Origin of the sequence: Vibrio sp. STUT-A11, from assembly GCF_026000435.1 — a bacterium.
Classification (GTDB): Bacteria; Pseudomonadota; Gammaproteobacteria; order Enterobacterales; family Vibrionaceae; genus Vibrio.
Genome location: NZ_AP026763.1, coordinates 1,843,720 through 1,860,639, shown reverse-complemented (window position 1 = coordinate 1,860,639; position 16,920 = coordinate 1,843,720). Strand labels below are relative to the sequence as shown.

The 16,920-nt window shown below is 42.6% G+C and carries 14 protein-coding genes; 6 read left to right on the top strand and 8 right to left on the bottom strand.

Translation table 11 applies throughout. The annotated features are described in order from the left end of the window. Positions 1-15: 15 nt before the first annotated feature. Both OO774_RS08795 and OO774_RS08790 read right to left on the bottom strand, forming a co-directional pair. Positions 16-2,172, bottom strand: a complete 2,157-nt coding sequence (locus OO774_RS08795) for a TonB-dependent receptor (protein ID WP_264901636.1) — start codon at positions 2,170-2,172, stop codon at positions 16-18. 433 nt (positions 2,173-2,605) lie between these two features. Beyond that, entirely contained in the window at positions 2,606-3,562 is a 957-nt protein-coding gene (locus OO774_RS08790; protein ID WP_264901634.1) for a GntR family transcriptional regulator, read from the bottom strand. A 276-nt stretch (positions 3,563-3,838) separates the two neighbouring features. Between OO774_RS08790 and OO774_RS08785 the strand changes: the two genes are divergently transcribed. From OO774_RS08785 to OO774_RS08770, 4 genes are all read left to right on the top strand, one after another. Beyond that, a complete protein-coding gene (locus OO774_RS08785; RefSeq protein ID WP_264901632.1) occupies positions 3,839-4,969 on the top strand; it encodes an amidohydrolase in 1,131 nt (376 codons plus the stop codon). Positions 4,970-5,147: 178 nt separating this feature from the next. Next, complete coding sequence (locus OO774_RS08780; RefSeq protein ID WP_264901630.1) at positions 5,148-7,085, top strand: bifunctional diguanylate cyclase/phosphodiesterase; 1,938 nt, start codon at positions 5,148-5,150, stop codon at positions 7,083-7,085. 217 nt (positions 7,086-7,302) lie between these two features. Further along, positions 7,303-7,659, top strand: coding sequence for a DUF6404 family protein (locus OO774_RS08775; protein WP_264901628.1), 357 nt, complete (start codon positions 7,303-7,305; stop codon positions 7,657-7,659). Between the two features lie 184 nt (positions 7,660-7,843). Then, positions 7,844-8,329, top strand: a complete 486-nt coding sequence (locus OO774_RS08770) for a GNAT family N-acetyltransferase (protein ID WP_264901626.1) — start codon at positions 7,844-7,846, stop codon at positions 8,327-8,329. Between the two features lie 116 nt (positions 8,330-8,445). Here the strand turns inward: OO774_RS08770 and OO774_RS08765 are convergent, their stop codons facing one another. Beyond that, positions 8,446-9,009: a sugar O-acetyltransferase gene (locus OO774_RS08765; RefSeq protein ID WP_264901625.1), complete on the bottom strand. Its 564-nt coding sequence runs from the start codon at positions 9,007-9,009 to the stop codon at positions 8,446-8,448. Between the two features lie 552 nt (positions 9,010-9,561). After that, the gene (locus tag OO774_RS08760) at positions 9,562-10,371 is read right to left on the bottom strand and encodes a Cof-type HAD-IIB family hydrolase (RefSeq protein ID WP_264901623.1); all 810 of its coding nucleotides are present in this window, start codon (positions 10,369-10,371) and stop codon (positions 9,562-9,564) included. Positions 10,372-10,585: 214 nt separating this feature from the next. Between OO774_RS08760 and queE the strand changes: the two genes are divergently transcribed. Together queE and queC are read left to right on the top strand one after the other, a co-directional pair. Continuing rightward, entirely contained in the window at positions 10,586-11,236 is a 651-nt protein-coding gene (gene queE / locus OO774_RS08755) for a 7-carboxy-7-deazaguanine synthase QueE (protein WP_264901621.1), read from the top strand. A 14-nt stretch (positions 11,237-11,250) separates the two neighbouring features. After that, the gene (queC, locus tag OO774_RS08750) at positions 11,251-11,946 is read left to right on the top strand and encodes a 7-cyano-7-deazaguanine synthase QueC (RefSeq protein WP_264901619.1); all 696 of its coding nucleotides are present in this window, start codon (positions 11,251-11,253) and stop codon (positions 11,944-11,946) included. 31 nt (positions 11,947-11,977) lie between these two features. Here the strand turns inward: queC and OO774_RS08745 are convergent, their stop codons facing one another. From OO774_RS08745 to OO774_RS08730, 4 genes are all read right to left on the bottom strand, one after another. Then, the gene (locus tag OO774_RS08745; protein WP_264901617.1) at positions 11,978-13,939 is read right to left on the bottom strand and encodes a tetratricopeptide repeat-containing diguanylate cyclase; all 1,962 of its coding nucleotides are present in this window, start codon (positions 13,937-13,939) and stop codon (positions 11,978-11,980) included. Between the two features lie 187 nt (positions 13,940-14,126). Then, positions 14,127-14,480, bottom strand: a complete 354-nt coding sequence (locus OO774_RS08740) for a DUF2750 domain-containing protein (protein WP_264901615.1) — start codon at positions 14,478-14,480, stop codon at positions 14,127-14,129. 146 nt (positions 14,481-14,626) lie between these two features. Next, on the bottom strand, positions 14,627-15,247 hold the full coding sequence (locus OO774_RS08735; RefSeq protein WP_264901613.1) for an OmpA family protein: 621 nt from the start codon (positions 15,245-15,247) through the stop codon (positions 14,627-14,629). A gap of 2 nt (positions 15,248-15,249) precedes the next feature. After that, positions 15,250-16,566 (bottom strand): TolC family outer membrane protein, encoded by a 1,317-nt coding sequence (locus OO774_RS08730; protein WP_264901611.1) that lies wholly within the window; start codon positions 16,564-16,566, stop codon positions 15,250-15,252. Positions 16,567-16,920: the final 354 nt, after the last annotated feature.

Sequence of the window (16,920 nt, the reverse complement as noted above, 5' to 3'; positions counted from 1 at the left end):
TTCAAGTTGTACGGATTAGTACTTCACTTGATAATTCAGAACAAACGTTCTTCCACGGCCTTTGTAATCGTAGGCTGCTGATTCGTAATGAGACGAATACACAATTTGAGCTCGCTGCCCCCAGATTGTGGTGTAATCTTTATCGAACAGGTTTTGAATACCAAAGCCGAGGTTGCCAACAGGAAGTTGATAATTGCCGACGAGATCAAACACGGTGTAGCCATTTAGTTGGTTTTGATCGTCGTCTTTGTAGTCAAACATGGTTTGGCTTTGGACTTTTACTGACATATCCGAGTCAACCCAACCCGCCCAAGCGTTCGCTTTAGAGGTACTTGCTTCGCCTGCGGTAAAGTCTTGCCAACCGTCGTCGCCTTTTACTTCAGAAACAACGTAATGGCCCGATGCACCGAGCTGAATATTGTCATTCATCCAGTAAGACGCCATTGCTTCCAGACCGTAGACACGCTTCTTGTCGTCAATTTCATCGATGAGCATGGTTGTCTTGTTATATGTCACTGACTTATCAGACTGAGAGTAATAAGCGGCGGTTTGTACATTCAGAACACCAGTATCCAGGCGGTAACCAAGTTCAAAGCTGTTGGTTTTAATGCCTGACATCTTAGATTTATTCACGTTGATACTATCGTTAAGCTGCCAGTGATCGCCAACAAGGGTGTAGTCTCCTTGTCCATAATATTTAGCTGGGTCTGCCAGGTCGAAGCCTTGAGAGAAGTTAGCCCAAATTTGAGAGTCGTTATTGAGATGGTAAACAGTACCAACGTTAAACAGGCTAACATTGTAGTCGGTTTCGCCTCCTGGCACAGCATCGGCAGACGTGCCATTGCCTGCTGCTATTTTCTTCTGTTGGCTGTAACCGACAAAATCGTCAATCTCGTTTGAGATGTATTGGTAACGAATGCCACCTTCAACGATCCAGTCATCCGTGATTGCATAGTCGGTTTGTACAAAGCCTGCAATAGAGCTGACTTCGATACCTGGATATCGGCCAACTTTGGCGTAGATTTTGTTAATCAGGTTGCCTGAATTGTTAGCAATGGTTGGATCGTACAGCGCTTGATTACTTTCGAGCTTATCCTGATATGCGTCGATGCCATAAACAATGTTTAATCGGTCAAAGCTTTTCGCTAGCGCTGCTTTTAACGAAATGACATCGGTGATTTGTTGACCAGAAGATTGATAATAAGGCGTATAAGTTTGGTCTTCTTTACGGTAGGAAGCTTCTGCAATCAACTGATGACCCAGGAACTGTTCGTCGACGAAAGAGGCGCTGAACATCATACGCTCAGTTCCATGCTCTCGGTCGGAATCAAAACCATCTCGTACATCGACAAAATCGCGGCCAACAATATATAGACCGTACGGAGAGTCTTGTTGGCTGTCATAGTATTGTGCCAATAGATTCAGTTTTTTTGTCTCAGAAATATTAACGCCAGCTGTAGTGAGAAAATCAATGGTTTTATTAAACTGTAACGAACCCTGCGAAATGTCCGGCGTCACGATGTCCCCGCTGGCGTCGAAGTAGCCTTGTGTTTCGCTGTAGATAACAGCAGCGCGGGCTTGAACTTTTTCGCTGCCGCCAGAGATGGCTTGACCTATCTTATAATCAAAATCTTCGCCGGAGTTAAAGCCTGAAGATCCACCAACAAAGGATTCAAACTCAATATCGTCGCTCTGGGCTTTTTTCGTTATGATGTTAATCACGCCACCTGAAGCGCCAGCACCATACAAAGAGGTTGCCCCCGAAAGCACTTCAATGCGATCAATATTAAATGGATCAATGGAATCTAAATAGCGACTGATTTGTCGGGATGACTGCAAAGAGACACCGTCAATCATGACGAGCATCTTACGTCCACGCAGGTTTTGGCCGTAATTGGTTCTTGCACCGCTACTTACATCTAACGATGGAATGCTCGACGCCAGGATCTCACCAAGCGATTTTCCACCGCGGTAATCTTGTTCGATTTGTTCTGAGTCGATGTACCAAACCGTGCCTGGAATATCACTGATCGCTTTCGGAGTGCGGCTTGAAACAACCACTACTTTTTCATCAGCGATGTATTCTTCTGCTTGAGCTACAAACACTGTACTTGCTGCGGCAACGGCAAGAGCAACAGTGGAAATATTTAAACTTCCTTTTTTAATGTTCATTTTCTTCTCTATGTTAATCAACAAAAAGGATTCTTAAATCCTTTGATAGGCGTTCTGACCTTTGATTTTTAATGAAATAAGCTCTTGTCTTTAAACGGTTAATTAAAGGCAAAGTAACTTAGATTGTGTCAAAGCGGACAAAGTCGTTATGAGATGACAGGTTCAGTGGATGCCATCAAACCGAATAATCTCATTGCGATTGCTCTTCATTCTAAATAAGAATCATTATTATTGTATTTTTGATGCAAAAATACAATAAGGAAGTGAAACTTTTGTTTACGCTAGCGTTGGTCAAAATAAGAATGAACAAGCGAAAATATGGGATAGGTGAAAGAGCCTGTACACAGTTAGTCAGGCTCAACCGCATGTTTAGCTAGTGGAAAAATGGAAGGTTGGAGCGAGAGGGGACCAAGTGTTGAACTCAGAGTCAAGGCTAATTGAATTTGCGAGCAATGTTGTTTAATAGGCTCTCTCTCTGCGCACGAGGTACATTCATTACATCTTTATAGGTTCGTTTCATAACGCGAATGTAGTTTTCCAGCAACTGAGCAAGCTTTGTTGCCGCTTGAGCGTTATTTTCCTTTAACAATAGTTCAATGATCTCGACGCGACGTTGGCAAGATGTAGTCACTGAGGATTGAATATGCATGGATACCAGATCGGTGGCTTTACGCAGACGATTGTGTTGCTGCATGATACCCAACAAAAAACGATTTCCTGAGCAAGCCGCGAGCACTTCATGAAACTCGGCGCTCAGGTTAAATAGCTGGCTTGCCGATATCGATTGTGGTTCAGAAATGGCTTTCAGATGGCGTTCACGTAAGGATTCCAGTTTGTCGCGCTCCAGATTCCAGCTTGGTTCGAGCAGACCTGCAGGTTCGAAAATAAGACGACACCGGTAACTTTCTGTGTGTCTATCAAGTGTATTTAGCACACCGTCAAGTTGCCACTTGTAGCCCGGACTGCGGTGAAAAATGGCGTCACTTTCCAGCAACCGCAGGACATTTTGGATCTCACCGCGGTTAGCATCATAACGCACTTGAAGATCTTTTTCGGAAATAGGGCAATCCAGCTCACCAAAAAACAGATCCATAAGTATCCGAAGGTAGAGTTTCTCTTCACGAGACTGTTGACTGACGCTTTGCTCTTTCTGCTCAATTTGTACAGCATTGATGAGCAATACGAAGCCTTTGTTAGGTACCGCTTTGGTGATGCCTTGAGCAGACATATATTTTAGCACTGCTCGGATTGGTGTTCTGGATACGTCGAACTGTTGCGCTAACGATGATTCATTCAAACTACAACCAGCAAGCGCATTGTCAGCTTTCAGTTTCGCGATAACTTTGAATAACAAGTCTTGTTGGAGTTGGGTGATTACTATTGTGTCCATAGAGTTAAAACGCGGTAGGTACATTTGACTTAATGGTAGCCACAAATGACTTTGATTACTATAAATTGTGTTTTCGCAGCATAAATACAAAGTTTCAAAGCAGTGAGATGACGATAATTGGGAACTGAGCATTACCGTTATTCCGACCCATGGCATAGGAATACTTAACGTTAAACGTGACGATAGGTGAAATGTGCGGAATGATATAGTAGGTTGAGTTACGCTACTCTCAGGTTTTACTCAATCTTATGCCATGGTCACGGAGGACATTGTTTTATGGCTGGTATTTGCTGGACCCAGTTTCGCCACACTCTGCATCAATTTCCGGAGTTATCCAATCAGGAAACCGAAACCTCGCAGCGCATTATGGAACAATTCCACCATTTTGTACCGGATAAAGTCGTCACTGGCCTTGGTGGAAGTGGTTTGGCGTTTATTTACCAAGGCAATAAACCGGGACCGACGACACTGATTCGGTGCGAACTGGATGCGCTACCGATTGATGAAACGAATACTTTCGATCATCGCTCTGTTCATCACGGCGTTTCTCATAAATGTGGACACGATGGGCATATGGCGATTGTATCCTCGCTGGGGGAAATGCTCAGTCAAAACCGTCCTGCCAGTGGGAGGGTGATTCTTGCTTTTCAACCTGCGGAAGAAACGGGTGAGGGGGCGATCAACATGGTTAATGATCCGAAATTTACCAATATGATGCCCGATTATGCGTTTGCTCTGCACAACTACCCCGGTCTGCCTTTGGGACACGTCGCCGTAAAATCCGGCCCGTTTAACTGCGCATCGAGGGGAATGATCATTCGTTTGCAGGGCAAAACTTCACACGCTGCACACCCGGAAAATGGCGTCAGTCCGGCTCTGGCGATGTGTAATATTATCTCGCAACTGAATACTCTGCCCGAATCTCTTAACGAGCGCTGCTGGGTAACTGTGATTCATGCAAAATTAGGGGAAGTCGCGTTTGGCACTGCACCTGGGGAAGCGGTCGTGATGGCTACACTGCGTAGTGAAAGTAACCAGACGATGCAAGCCTTAGTCGAAGCAGCAAGCGCATTGGCCGAGCAAAATGCAGACAGACATGGATTAAGTTGGTCACTGGAATGGCAAGATGTATTTCAGGCCAGCGTGAACTCGCAGCAGGGTTGTGAGCTCGTCGTGCAGGCTTGCCACGATACTGGGACGGCTTATACTTTGCTTGATGAGCCAATGCGATGGTCGGAAGATTTCGGTCAGTTTACTCAAGTTGCGAAACAGGGCGCTATGTTTGTATTAGGCTCAGGTCGGGAGAGGCCGCAACTGCATAATCCTGATTATGATTTTCCTGATGAGCTGACCCCTGTTGGACGGGCAATTTTTGCCAGCCTGATAGAGAAGATTAATGGCTTTTAGGTATTGTTATCTGATAGTGTTCTGACGATTGCAAACGTGAGGAGTGCCTCTTTCTTCCATACCATCATTTCCTCTGTAAATTATGATTTGTGCAATTAAAGCGAGTAAATATATAGACTTATTCGCTCAGACACGCTAATTTACATAAAACAGTGCAATTAATTGCTTAGTATTTTGTATGAACAAACACAGTCACTTATTAGTCTTTTCATCTAATATTGTCACCTTACTGGCGATCAATGTTTGCATTGCATCAATTTTAGTAATGACTAATGTATATGGGCCTCATGTAACTAATGGAAAAATTTATTGGTTGTTACTGGTCTATGTAATTACTGGTATACGCTGCTGGGTTCATTATGGCATTTCTAATGACAACAAATATAAATTAGACTTTCATTTTATTGGGGTCACTATTTCAGCAATTATATGGGCTGCTTACCCGTATATATTTCATCAAACAATGACGTTAGAAGAAGTCATGTTCACATTAGTTATTTTTTGTGGGATGTCGGGTGGTAGCGTCACATTACTCTCTGTTGATCGGCGTTCCGCGCTGGTGTATGTCTCTCTTACTATCTTTCCATACAGTTTGATATTACTCACCGGAGATGATGTTACGCTAAGAAACTTTGGGGTAATGGGGATAGTTTATGGAATTGCATTATGTTTAACAGCCATAAGAAGTGCCAACTTTGTTTACTCATCAATCGATAATCAAACTAAAATTGAAAGTTTAGTATCGAGCCTTGAAAGTGAGGTTGACTCTAGGACAAGCAGAATACTTACATTAGAACGTCGTGATATGCTTTCCGGGTTATATAACCGAAATAATTTCGCCCCAGCGATTGCTATAAAACGCATTCATAAAAACAATCCTGCACTACTCAATAGCTTTATACATGTTGATATAGAAAATCTACATCTTATTAACGATAACTATGGTCATGAGTATGGTGACTTTATTATTTCTGAAGTTGGGAAGATATTATTAAATAATGATAAACTTCACGGTTCAATTTCTGCCCGGTATGGAAGTGATGAATTTATTATCCACACTTACGTTTTATCAAAAGTAGAGTTAGAACAATTTATTAGTGATCTAAAGAAACAGATAACCGTGTATTTTCAGTCGGGAAGTATTCGTGTTAAACCTGACTATCATATTGGCTATTATATTTGTGATGATAGTGTCCCAATCAATACTGCGATCAGAAATGCGTATTTAGCTGTTAGCCATGGGAAAAGAAATAACCTACGTGTTAGTTGTTTTGGCAAGAATATACAAGAAAGTTATGAACGAAAAGAGTATCTATGTGAAGCTATAAAAAAAGCGATTCACGATGATAGTTTTTATATGCAATATCAGCCAATAGCAAGCGTAAGAGATGATAAAATACACTCTTTTGAAGCATTAGTTAGGTGGGATTTAAAAGGGAAACGAGTCTCGCCAGACGAATTTATAAAGGTGGCTGAAGAGTATGGATTGATAATAGATCTTGGACGGTTAGTGTTAAAAATGTCCATTGAAGCATTATCTGTGGTCAACAAGATGCACCCGTACATTTCAATATCAATCAATGTTTCGGTTATTCAGTTCGAAGATGAAACCTTCTTGGATAGTTTAAAACTGTTCATTTCTCAATATTCTGTAAATCCAAACAATGTTCATCTGGAAATCACAGAAACCGCAATGATCACTAATATCGAGAAGCTAACTCAAAGCATTTTAAGTGCAAAAGAGATTGGTGTAATGATATCAGTCGATGACTTTGGAACTGGTTTCTCTTCTATTTCCGTGCTTAGAAATCTAAAAATAGATTATATAAAAATCGACAAATCATACATTGATAACATTAGTCTGCATGAAAAAGAACAAAGCATAGTCTCTGCGGTGACTAAGATGGCTCATACGATCGGTACCAAAGTGATCGCAGAGGGTATTGAATCACAAGATCAACTAAATTCTATAGCACAAAACGACATTGATTTTTACCAAGGCTATCTGTACAGCAAGCCAGTATCGTATAAAGAAATGCTCTCGTATTGCCAAGATCCCCAAAAGCAAGCCAGCGATTCTGTCCTGTCGTGGACGAGTTCACCTTATACGAGTTGATATGTCTGGATGAAGACTACAGAGCACCATGAAGAGAATTGCTGATATTGAGTCCGGTGGTTCACGAAAGCCCATATTTTTATCCCTGCGTTGCTCCCCCCTTTATGCAGCGATGAAATAATCAAATTTTGAAGTCTGTCGTAACATCTAGATTATCCTTTCAGGCGAATTGCGTGATGGCCTTAAAATTCCAATGGCATATAGTTAGTGGGGGGGTATGGAAAAGGCAGAATTCATCCGGTTGCACTTGATTGAAAAAGGTGTTCCCGTGGACTTAACTAAACCAACAATATTTGCTTGGTCAAAATACAGAGATCTCTCGAAAAAGCCACTAGTATTCCAGTCGCTTGTAAAAGTATTTTTAATGTATAGCTTACTTTTGGGGCCACTATGGGGAGCGTTCATGTGGACATTCTCTTGGCATAAACAGCCTGAACATTGGAGGGTCTATCTTATTGGCTTCGCCTTGTTTGGTATTTTAATGGGACTTATCACCATATTTAGAATTAACAAGGTTAGAAAGAGATTGGGTGAAAACAACTGGGAAAACTGGTGTAAGCGAAACTACGAGTAATGCATCATGGCAAGCGTTTAAGACAGACTACCAATGCCTGGCATTTAAATATAGTGTAACCTCAATGTCTTGGTATACTCCGTGTTTATTGCTAGCCGGTTGTTCACTCTACCGAAAGGTATATAAAGGTTTGATATTGCGTCGCGTACGTCTTCGCTAAGTATTATGTTCGAGAGGAAATTGAATGTTCAGGGAAACAACCAAGGTTGATTTTGAGTTATTTTGGCCAACCTTTTCAGCCGTTATTCGCGCTCAGGAAACCTATGCGTTTGACCCAGAAATGACGCAGGAAGAGGCGTACCATATCTGGTGTGAAGTTCCGTTGAAATCGTACGTTTATGTGGAAAACGAAGTAGTGTTAGGGACCTATTACCTGAAGCCTAATGCAATGGGGCCAAGCAATCACATTTGTAATTGTGGTTATATGGTTGCAAGTGAGGCAAGAGGAAAAGGTATCGCTCGGAAAATGTGCGAGCATTCGCAACAGATGGCAGAAGAATTTGGTTTTGAAGCGATGCAATTCAATAGCGTTGTTTCGACGAATGAAGTCGCGGTTGAGCTGTGGCAAAAACTTGGCTTCAGTATAATAGGTACGATACCTAAAGCCTACAGACATGGTCGTTTGGGGTATGTGGACAGTTTAGTTATGTATAAATGGCTACGAGCATAACAAACATTAGGTCAACTCCGTAATACCATGGTGTACACTAAACGGATTTATAGATAAAGCAAGCCTCGCATGGCGAACCGAGGCTCCCCTAAATCATGGTTATCCTAGTTATACGCTTACCCTACAAATTCGAGTGAGCGAACTACTTTGCATGGATTGCCTACCGCCACACTGTTTGCTGGGATAGATTTGTTTACCACGCTACCTGCACCGATTGTACTGCCTTTTCCTATTGTCACCCCAGGCAGAATAATACAACCACCACCAATCCAAACGTCATCCTCTATGGTAATTGGCCGTGCTTGTCCAATGTGTTCTTTGCGTTCACGAGGGTCTAGCGGGTGAATGGCGGTATAAAGTTGCACGTTGGGCGCAATAAAAACGTTGTCACCAATCGTCGTTGGACTGCAATCTAACAGCACAAAGTTATAGTTAATAAAAACGTTGTTTCCAAGACTTGTATTGATACCGTAGTCAATTCTTACGCCTTTCTCTATATGCACGTTTTCTCCCACGTGCTTAAAGATACTTTTGATAACCTGTGTTTTTTCTTCTGTCTGGCGCGAGCTGAGTTGGTTGAAGTGATCCGTTTTATCTCTGGTTTGATAGCGTATTTCTACTAGTTCAGGGTCGTTAATTAAGTACGGCTCCCCAGCCACCATTTTTTCGTAGTCCGTCATTCACATAGCCTCGTGATAAATTATTTAAGACAGTATAGAGAAGGCTTCAGAACTCAAACATGAACTAAATGGCTGTAAGTATGTAGGATTTTGCTCATTTAAAAGGGGTAATAGTCAAAAAGAGGCGAGTAAGTTTATTTCAGAAAGAGAATAGAAATACAGCGCCATCGCTTGTGTTTTCAGAGGAAAAGCCGGCCGCTATGTATTCAATGGCCTCAGAAATCAGAGTAGGTCTGCGTTATCAACTACTATGGGCATTACAAGGTTAAAACGGCACCCTTAGTAGGTTGCCGTTTACTTAACAGTAAGCAGAATATTCCAGTCTACCGTCATCCTGAAAAGCGACGAAGGAGCGTGATTCAGGATCTTCCATCAGAGCACTTTGTTCTCGGAGGTATTTCTCTATATTCTCAGCGCGCTGATACTAGATTCCTAGTCTCGCTGAGGCTCGCTGGAATGACCCTCTAAGAGCGGTTAAGTGACTTGTACTACTCTTAGTCGGGTACCGTTTATTGCTTAAGCCTTTGGTTGGTGCTTTGCTTATTGAGATAATTAAGCGTTCAGAACAAACTTTTCGATCGCTCTGGCGACACCATGGTCATCGTTACTTGCCGTAATGTAGTCGGCGATCTTTTTGGTTTCTTCCATGGCGTTTTCCATCGCGATGCCTAAGCCCGCGAATTCCAACATATGATGGTCGTTTTCTGCGTCACCCATACAAATCACTTCTTCTGGTTTAATAGACAAGTGCTCAGCAATCGCAGCGATGCCAATGCCTTTATTGCTCAATGGGTTTAGAAATTCTAGGAAGAATGCAGCACTTTGCACGACAGTAAAGGTCTCTCGCAATTCAGACGGTAGTGCAGCGATAACTTCAGTAAGTTTGCTTGGCTCTGCAACCATCATGGCTTTGATAATAGGGTGGTCATCTTCCAGGGATTCAAAGCACATCTCGGTGACATTAAGGCCGTTAATGTTTGCTTCAATATCGGTGTAAGGATTGTTTTCGTTAGTGATCAGGCCGTGAACCTGACTAAATGCGTGTACGTAGGCTCCGAGTTCTTTTGCTTTTCGAGCGACCAACTTCGCCGCTTTACCATCAATGATTTGCTGGTGGATGATTTCATTGGTACCAATGTTTTTGACCATTGAGCCGTTATAGTAGAGAACGAAATCTTTGTCTGAACGAATGTCCAGTTCATCTAACTTATCTTGCATGCCATCGATTGGACGACCAGAGGCCAGAACAACGGTTACGCCTGCTTCTCGAGCTTTGGCGATCGCTTGTTTGTTCTCATCTGAAATTGCTTTTTCGCTGTTTAACAACGTACCGTCCATGTCCAGGGCGATCAGTTTATACATATTACTTACCTTAAAAATTCAAAGTTGCGGCGTGATTTTATTAACAACTTTTTATTAACAACCACTAAAAACGTGTCCTGCCTATGAAACTACAAAATGGTCTATTTTAACAATTAATTTTTGGTTTGAATTGACCTAGGCACAGCTCTCCATTAAGGTCTTCGCCTCGAAGTATTATGAGTGAGTGAGTTCTACGTTGTATAAGCTAAATGAGATGTTTGAAACCATCCAAGGAGAAGGGGTCTTTACTGGCGTTCCTGCTGTTTTTGTTCGTCTTCAAGAATGTCCGGTTGGGTGTTCATGGTGTGACACGAAACAGACCTGGGATGCGGCAGAAGAGGACCAACGTTCGATTGGTGATATTCTGGTGAAGACGGAAGATTCTCCAACATGGTGTGTAGCAACGGCAGAAGACATCGTAGAGCAATATAAAAAGCAAGATTTCAATGCAAAGCATATCGTTATTACTGGTGGTGAGCCGTGTATTTACGATTTGCGTCCGTTGGCACAAGCGTTTGAAGATATGGGGTGTCAGTGCCAAATTGAAACCAGCGGTACGTCAGAAGTCGTGACGACAGACAAAACTTGGGTGACCGTGTCACCAAAAGTGGCAATGAAAGGCAAATTACCCGTGTTGAAAAGTGCATTGGAAAGAGCGAATGAAATCAAGCATCCGGTAGGGACTCAGAAAGATATCGACCATCTTGATGAGCTTTTAGCGTCTGCTGAAATTACGCCGCAGACGATCATTGCTCTACAGCCGATCAGCCAGAAGCCTCGCGCGACGCAATTGTGTATTGATACCTGTGTTGCTCGCAATTGGCGTTTGTCGATTCAAACTCATAAATACCTAAGTATTGCTTAAGCTCGGAGAGTAACATGAAAAAAGCCGTCGTTGTTTTTAGTGGAGGGCAGGATTCGACTACCTGTCTTGTTCAGGCACTGAAAGAATTTGATGAAGTACATGCGATCACTTTTGACTATGGTCAGCGTCACAAACTCGAGATCGAGGTAGCTCAGCAGGTAGCGAAAGACTTGGGTGTTGCAGCGCATAAAGTGATGGATGTGAGCTTATTAAACGAACTGGCTATCAGCTCTCTGACTCGTGATGACATTCCAGTCTCACATGAACTGCAAGAAAATGGTCTGCCGAACTCGTTCGTTCCTGGGCGCAACATTCTGTTTTTAACACTAGCGGGCATTTATGCCTATCAGATTGGCGCAGAGACGGTTATCACTGGCGTGTGTGAAACCGACTTTAGTGGTTACCCTGACTGTCGTGATGATTTTGTTAAAGCAATGAATGCCGCTTTGGTAAAAGGTATGGATCGTGAGTTGACCATTAAAACGCCATTGATGTGGCTGAACAAAGCGGAAACTTGGGCGCTGGCTGACCAGTATGATGCGCTGCAACTGGTTCGTGAAAATACACTTACTTGTTACAACGGCATCATTGGCGATGGCTGTGGTGATTGTCCTTCGTGTGATTTGCGTAAAGCAGGTTTAGAGGACTACCTGAATAAAAAAAATGCGGTTATGCAATCGCTGGTTGAAAAACAAAATACAGAAGCTTGATACTTAAGGGGTAACTCCAGTGTTACTGGCATTACCCCTTACTCAGATTAGCAGGTACGTCGTAAGCATCGACAAATACATTGCTGCCACTTTTTTTTGCCCAAGATAGCGCTTGGTCTAAAATCGAGTAAAGTTCATCAAAATGAGTTAACGGATTTGATGTTGCGAGATAAGCCAAGCTTGCTGTCACACCGACTTCTTCGTTTTTTTCTGTTTTGATTCGTAGCTCTGAAATCGTTTTGTGTAGGCTCTGAACTCGGAATGGGACATCTATTTCATCAACATTCTTGAGCAGTAGAACAAACTCTTCACCACTTAATCGCCCAATGAATTCATCTTTGTTTAACTTAGCGTTGAGTTTCTGACAAACCTGCTTGAGTACTAAGTCTCCTGTCGGATGTCCGTAAATATCGTTTATTGACTTAAAGTTATCTAAATCAATCAGCGCGAGGACGTACTGTAATTCTCCATTTGTTTTCGTTGTCTGCTTCATAATCGTTTCAATACTGATTGTACGATTCAAGGAGCGGGTTAAACCATCCAAACGCGCTTTTTTCCGAGCCTGTCGCTGTAATATAAGTGTCAGAACCAGTAAAAGCACCAAACAGAAAACAATAATGTTATAGATAATTTTTTGTTCTGTAAGTTTCTCAAATTCACTTTGTTTTAGATTGCGTTCAGTGTTTAATCGATCGAGTTTAAGGTCGTACTCATACTCATTTTTGGAGAGATTGAGCGCTTCCATCGCTTTGATGTTTTTTGAATCTCGGTTGGCTAATTCTAGTGTCGAATATACTTCGTAATGAGTCAGTGCCGTTTGATAGTTTTGTAGCAGCTGATAGGCCTTAGAAAGCAGCAGTTGCGCCTTTGCTTGTAGCAATGGGTGCGAGTTGTCGGTCGATAATCTTAGCGCTGAGTTAGCGTGTTCAATTGCAGTTTCTGCCTCCAAACTTTTCAGGTAGGTAAAACCTGCAGCTAAGTGTGCTTCGGTTTGAAGGTGGTTGTTTTCGTACCGTTCACCAAGTCCTAAGGCTTGATTAATGTACTTTAGCGCCTCTTCCACATTGTCTGATTCAACTTCCGCGGCCGAAAGACCCAGATAAACTAACCCTTGTCCATATGGATACTCAACCTGCTCAAGAATAATGAGTGAGTTCTTATAGTGTGTAATCGCTTTATCAAATTGTTTAGATTTGGCATACATGGCCGCCAGGCTGTGCTCGACCTGTGCGACTTGTACTGGAGTCCCATCTTGCTGACGCGCTAGCAGCGCTTGTACCAGGTACTGCTCTGATTGTTCAAATTGTCCGAGCTCTGCCAACAAATTACCTACGTCGTTATAGACTCCAGACGGGTCGCTCTGATAGGGCATATTCGCGAGCAGGCGGCGATATACACTTATTGACTTTTCATAATCGCCACGAAAGTTGTAGTTATTGGCGATGATGCGTAGTGAGAGGTCTTTTGGAAAACTCTCCTGATGTTCATTATCAAGATGACTCTCCAAAGAGGAACAGAAAAAGTGTGCCTTATGGTAACGGCCTTGCTGATTCAAAGTGTAACAGAGTTGGTAGTTCATCAGGGCTTCTCCCTCGATGTTAGTGCTCTGTTTCATCTTATTTCTTAGCGAAATAAAGCTCTTTACAGACGCATCATAACTGCCTTGTTTTCTCTCATTTAAAGCGAGGATGTACTCTGACTCAAGGCTGGCAAACTCATTGTTGAGACTCTGACTATTTCCATAGTAGGGTTGTTGAATGTTATCCATGTACTCATAAATCAATCCACTCACATATAGCTTCTCACTGTCATATTTTGCGGAGTGATAACGGCTTTGAAGTAGTGTGAGGGCAGAATTCGCGTTGGTTTTTAATGTGGCCTGGTAAACCGAATGCCATTGAGTAACGTTCTGATTTTGTTGGCTGTAGTGAGGGTGACTATAGGCCGGACTACAAAAAAGCAAGAGGCAGAGCAGGAGATACAGCGTGCGCATATTATGGTGTTATCGATATTATTTTTGTATGGATAGAATACTCATTATCTAATAAGTTGTATGAATCAGTGAAGTATGTAAAGGCGAAAAGAGTGACAAAAACTATGCGCTTCGTCGATATTCGGAGTAAAAGTTGTAAAAGTAGGAAACTAAAAGACCCCAGCTTTGTGAGCTGAGGTCTCATCAATTAGTCTACATAAAGTTTGGCTAGATCTTGTGGCTCCATTTCTTTACCTTCTAACTGTGCGTTCCAGTTAGTGCCAACAAGAACACCATCTTCAGCAAGAGTAAGAAGCCAATCTTCTACAAAAATATCCAAAGGAATTTCCAGGACCTCAAAGTCAGCCCACTCTTCAACGTTATGTGTCTCTGCATCTTCTTTCGATGACCAAAAAGGCATAACTTCACTATTTTCGAATTCAGTCGAATCGCAGGATAGCCAACCTTCTTCGTTACGCAACCCCCAAACTAGCTGGTTTTCTTTAGTTTCGGACACGAAAAGGTCAAGGTTTTCTTGGATATCTGATGTAAGTTTGCTCATTTCAAAACTCTCATTGTTATGACGAAGCTAGGTTAACACTAAAGGACCGATTCCTAAAGCATAATACGGCTTTGCATCCTTGCTAAAAAAGGAGCCGAAGCTCCTTTTTACGATTTAAGACTGACAATAATAAGGAAGGAATGTGGTTAATTTTTTGGTAGCGTAGTAAAGACAGTCCACTCTTGTTTGACCGCACCTTTATAACCGATCACCGTTGCTGTCACACGTCGATTTTGAGCATGGCTCACTGCATCGGTGCCACTTGTTGCCAGAACGGTATCGCCATACCCGACAATAGTGACTCTTCCCGGACTAATTCCGTTTCGGAGTAGCTCACTTCTCACGTTATTAGCACGTCGTTTGGAAAGGTCCAGGTTATGCTCTGCGGTACCAGTTCGGCTTGCGTATCCCTGAATTTCAATAGAGGTTTCAGGGTACTCTTTCAAGAAGTTAGACAGTTGGAGAATTTGTTGCGCAAACACTGGGTTGATCTTATCTGAATCATTGGCGAACAACACACGAAGCTGCATTTTCTTTGAGGTGCTTTCGTACATGCCACAGCCATCGTTGTCTATATCGGCTCCTTCTGGTGTGCCAGGGCATAGATCTCTTTCGTTGATCACACCATCGCTATCATCATCAAGGTGGTCGGCGCTTTGCTCAGCGATAGGTGTATCCATGTATTCATATTCGTCACCGTTTTCATCAGGAGAAGAACTACATGCAGCCACGACAAACGACAGTGCAATAATAGTTATGTATTTCATAATTAGTACTCCACTTTATCTAGCCATTCTTGTGGTACGCTAACTCTCAATGCACTGAGAAGTTGGCCAGTTGCGTTCATCACTCTATACTTTGCGAACTGCTCAGCATATTTCGCGTCTAGGTAGTCTTTGCGCGCTTCAAACAGCTCGTTTTGTGTATTTAATACATCGAGCAGAGTTCGTTGACCGATTTTGTATTGCTTTTCGTAAGCAATCACGGTTTCAGACGCAGAGTCTACGTGATCCGACAAGAACTCTTTTTGTTGGAGTGTTAAATCCAGCGCTGTCCATGACAGCTTTAAGCCTTCTTCTACATTTCTGTAGGCGCTTTCACGTAAATCTTTGGCTTTATTGAGTTGGTAGGCGTAACTATCTGCGTTTGCGGAATCGCTTCCACCATTAAACAAGTTATAGCGAAGTCGAAGCATGGCTAAGGTTTCGTCACTTCGTCCTTTAAGACCATCAGCGTCATCTCTCCAAGCTTGCGATGCTTCTATCGAAATCGTTGGGTAGAATACGCCTTTTGATTGCTTGTACTGGAACTTGGCTGAGTCGACATCCGCGAGAGCAACTTGAATAACAGGATGGAATTCATACGCTGTATCTATAGCCTCTCCCACAGTGTAAGGGAGAAAGTTTTCGTCTGCTCGTGGAAAAATTAGCCCTTGTGGTGTTTGGCCAACTAGGCGGGTAAACATCGTATGGGTGTCGTAGAGGTTGTTTTGTGCGGCAGCAAGGTTGCCGTGTGCTTTCGCAATACGAGCTTCAACCTGAGTTAAATCTGCTGTTGAACCGATGCCAGATTTTACACGCTTTGAAATGTCTGAATAGATGTCTTTGTGAACCGCGAGGTTATCCTCTGAGAGTTTCAATACCTCGTAAGCTTTCACGGAATCTAAATATACTTTTGCGACCTCTAACGCTTTGTCTGACGCATCAGCTAATAGTTGGAATCGTACCGACTCTGCATCAGCAGCCGTTCTATCAATATCATTCAGCGTAGCACTACCGTCCCATATCAATTGAGTCAAGGTGATTGACGCTTCTTTTCTGGTGTAATCTGTATCTCCTCGAGATACCTCATCTGACGGGTCTAGGCCTTCGTAACCAATCCCAGCATCTAAGTCAATGGATGGAAGATAAGCGCCCGTAGATGCGTCATTTATGTAGCGCTTACTCGTAAACTCGTTGAATGCACTTTTTATATCTGGGTTATTTTGTAACGTCAATGTCACTGCTTGCTCTAGCGTTTGACCGAAAACGGGTATAGACACGATTAAGCTGCAACAACAGGCGTATGTGAGTCGGTTCCATTTCACGGTAGTTCTCCTAAAAATCGTGTTGCTTTTTGTTGTTGTATCTCAGTTATGAGACGGGTCGCCACAATTAACAGGGTTTGAGTTGGGAATAGATCAACCTTCTGTTAAACCGAGGCTTTTACTTAAAAAATCCACGGATGCACTTATATAAACTTTAGCACATAGGTTTGAAGTTGCTTGGCTGGCCACTATGCAAAATCAAGTAAAATGATTTATTTTTTCAACGCGATAGGAATCAGTCGGGCCCATTGTTACCCGCTTTTTAAAACCTCGACTCTCAGATCACGAAATAGATCACGAAAGCACCATAAGTATTAAAGTTATAACGAAAATATGCGGATTTTGACTAAACTA